Raw genomic sequence first — 3419 nt, forward strand, 5'->3', positions numbered from 1 at the left:
ATCTTATAATTTTTGATTAGCTTTCTTATGGCTTTATTTTGCCATAGAAAAAATGATTCTGGTGCCAAAAATACTCGATAGAAACATAGAGTATTTTTGCATTAAAACGTGCAATTGCATATGTATTGCTATGACATATGCAATTGAATAAAAGTAATAGAATTATTTAACATATGTATCGCCATAACATATGCAAGGGATCTGTTAGAAATAAGATAAGCCGCAGTAAGTATCACCGCGCCAGGTAAATAAAGAGCAATATCCGAAAGCTGGTTCGTATGAAGAAGTGTAAAAATTATAATCGAAATGATAGATGCAATAGCAGTACCAATATAATGTGAAAAACGATTTAATATTATATGACGAAATATAATTTCTTCAAGTATTGGACCTAGAATACCAAATACAAGCAATGTAAATATAAGAGGTATCTCCGCGCCCGTTTCAAGGAGCTGTTCTTGGTTCTCTGGCTGACCAGTTGCTAGAAAACGCATAACAATCTGTTCCACAATTACCGTAAATAAAACCACCATAGGAATACTTACTATTTTCAAAATTGTCTTCTCTTTAAAATAAGTAAAACTTTCAATAATTTCTTTCCTAAAGAAAATTATTCCCACAATAGCAGGTATAGTCAAACCGATGGCACTAAGAGCAAATTCTGATTCAACTAAATTGCTGTTAGTTAAAAGTGATATGCCAAATAATATGAACAAGCCAATTTGAAATGGTACAAACAGTGTATAAATTATTAACATAATAAGTTCTTTTTGATTCATTTTAATAAAGTTCAATTCATTACCTCCATAATTAAATTACTTAGAACCTTTGAATTTTTTTCTGCATTAGGTTCTCCTTCCAAATATATTTATACAAGATTCTAAACCGAACGGTTCGGTCCGAAAACTAATAATACTATAAGTTTCTAGTTTTTTAAACCCTTTTTACAAAGTATTAACAAAATCAAAATGGCAAAAATACAAAATACTTATATCTCAGTTTCTTATTTACAATCAAATTTTAGTACTCATTAATCATTACCGATTACCCTTTTATAGAATGAAGTGATAAGGCTTTTAACCGCAAGGACTGCGGGAGATATTTTAATATACGAAGTGAAAGTGGGAGTAGTTCAAACACTTTAGCTAAACAACTTAATAAAGATTATATATAATAATCATATGTCTATACACTAAAATATATATTTTTACATCTTCTACGATTTTAGGTAAAATTAGTTGTATAACATGACTGAAACAATTGGTCATGTTATTTTTAACAGAAAATTCATTCGAATGATATGGATAATACAATTTGGTTACCCTCTTTTCAAATTGTATTGTTTGAAGTTCACATAAAATGGGGATTGATAAGATATTTTCGCTCCAAACTTATTTATACTTACAAAAAAATTCAAGAAAATATATGGAGAACATTACCTGTAATGTTAAGCTCGTTTTTATTAGGAGGATTACATAGCATGACTAAAGTTGATAAGGTAAAAGAAAAAATTATTGAAACATCTTTATATTTATTTAATACTAATGGGATAACTCGCACATCCATCCAGGATATAATGACAGCTACGGAACTACCTAAAGGATCTATTTATCGTAGATTCAAAAATAAAGAAGAAATTGTCCTTGCTGCCTACGACAAAAGTGGTGAGATTATGTGGAGTCATTTTCATAAAGCAATGGAAAATAAAAAGACCGCAATCGATAAAATCCTTGCAATATTCCTTGTATATCAAGATGCAGCTAATAACCCCCCTATTGCTGGAGGCTGTCCATTACTTAATAGCGCAATTGAAAGTACTGGAGTATTTCCAGAATTACAAAAAGCAGCAGCAAAAGGTTATGATAATACAGTAATGTTAATGGCTTCTCTCATAAAAGAAGGAGTAGAGAAACAAGAACTTAAAGAAGATATAGATATTATATCGCTCGCTTCTTTTCTTTCATCTTCAATGGAGGGAGCTATTATGGCAAGTCGAGTGTCTAACGATAATATACACCATCATTATTTTATTGAACAAATAAAACATCATCTTTTCTCTTATTCTAAATAAGTGAGAACTTGCAGTGCTTTCATTCAACCTTTATAGAATTAAATTGAATAAACACCCCTCATAAACAGTATCTTCTGTTTATGAGGGGTGTTTGAATAGTTTTTAGCAAAGGGATCATTTTAGACGATGTTTCTTATTGAACGGCTTTATTATCGTTACTACAGAAAAAGTAAAAAAGAATGAATTACATATAAATCGATTTATATGTTTCAAATGTATCTATATTGAGTTTGTAAATCTACACAATAAGGTTTCATTATATATAATACGTAGAATAGAAGTTCAGTTAGATAAAATTCGGTAGTCGAATTTTTTTGCATAAAGCTGTATAATGCTTGTAACGAAAGGGAAATACAGGAAGGGATTTGTAATGAGTTACTATGGAAAAAGATAAACAACAATTAAGCGTTGAAGTTGCAAGATTATATTATCAATCAGATTATAGTCAGCAAGAAATTGCTAACAAATTAAATATTTCAAGACCGACGATTTCTAGATTGTTAAAGTACGCGAAAGAAAAAGGGTTTGTTCAAATTAGCATCGCCGATCCATTTGCGGATTTAGATAACGTTGGGAATTTACTGAAAGAAAAGTACAACTTGTTAGAGGCACATGTTGTGTTTTCTCCAGTACCGGAATATGCAACGATTACAGAGTATATAAGTAAATATGCTGCTGAGTATATGGAAAAGACGGTTAAAAACGGTGATATTGTTGGTGTAAGCTGGGGAATGACGATGTATGAAATTGCTAGAAAAATCGTACCGCAACATGTAAAAGGGGTAGAGGTTGTCCAGCTAAAAGGTGGCATTAGTCATTCGAGTGTAAATACATATGCGAATGAGACGATAGCTTTATTTGCAGATGCTTTTCAAACGACGCCAAGAAATCTACCTCTTCCAGTTATATTTGATAATGCAGTGACAAAAGAATTAGTAGAGCAGGATCGACATATTCATCACATTATCGAAATGGGGAAACAAGCGAATATTGCAGTTTTCACTGTAGGAACAGTGCGAGACGAAGCGCTGTTATTCCGATTAGGTTATTTCGATAAGGATGAAACAAGTTTACTCAAAAAACAATCAGTCGGTGACATTTGTTCACGTTTCTTTGATGGAGACGGAAATATTAGTAGCGAAGAGATTAATCAGCGTACAATTGGAATTGAGTTAGAGGAACTGAAATTAAAGAAACGCTCTATTTTAGTTGCAGGTGGTAATAGAAAAATAAAAGCAATTGATGGTGCGTTACGTGGCGGGTATGCAAATGTATTAATTATCGATCAGCATACAGCAAAAGAACTGTTACATTATGAAAAAGGTTAGAAATAAAAGGAGTTCTCAAA

Annotated in this window: 3 protein-coding genes; 2 read left to right on the plus strand and 1 reads right to left on the minus strand. The window is 31.6% G+C overall.

Translation table 11 applies throughout. From position 1 onward, the window contains the following. Window positions 1-128: 128 nt before the first annotated feature. Window positions 129-794, minus strand: a complete 666-nt coding sequence (locus COK05_RS26800; RefSeq protein ID WP_098614963.1) for a CPBP family intramembrane glutamic endopeptidase — start codon at window positions 792-794, stop codon at window positions 129-131. Window positions 795-1480: 686 nt separating this feature from the next. Between COK05_RS26800 and COK05_RS26805 the strand changes: the two genes are divergently transcribed. Both COK05_RS26805 and COK05_RS26810 read left to right on the plus strand, forming a co-directional pair. Beyond that, window positions 1481-2071 carry a TetR/AcrR family transcriptional regulator gene (locus COK05_RS26805; protein WP_098614964.1) on the plus strand — a complete coding sequence of 197 codons (591 nt, stop codon included), beginning with the start codon at window positions 1481-1483 and terminating at the stop codon, window positions 2069-2071. 380 nt (window positions 2072-2451) lie between these two features. Next, window positions 2452-3399: a sugar-binding transcriptional regulator gene (locus COK05_RS26810; RefSeq protein WP_016082054.1), complete on the plus strand. Its 948-nt coding sequence runs from the start codon at window positions 2452-2454 to the stop codon at window positions 3397-3399. The last annotated feature ends 20 nt before the right edge of the window (window positions 3400-3419 follow it).

The organism is Bacillus cereus (assembly GCF_002567495.1).
In the GTDB taxonomy this organism is placed as follows: domain Bacteria; phylum Bacillota; class Bacilli; order Bacillales; family Bacillaceae_G; genus Bacillus_A; species Bacillus_A cereus_AQ.

What these genes read in the sequence shown, in the direction of transcription:
- COK05_RS26805 (WP_098614964.1), top strand. Translation starts at nt 1,481, where the DNA reads ATGACTAAAGTTGATAAGGTAAAAGAAAAAATTATTGAAACATCTTTA.
- COK05_RS26810 (WP_016082054.1), top strand. Translation starts at nt 2,452, where the DNA reads ATGGAAAAAGATAAACAACAATTAAGCGTTGAAGTTGCAAGATTATAT.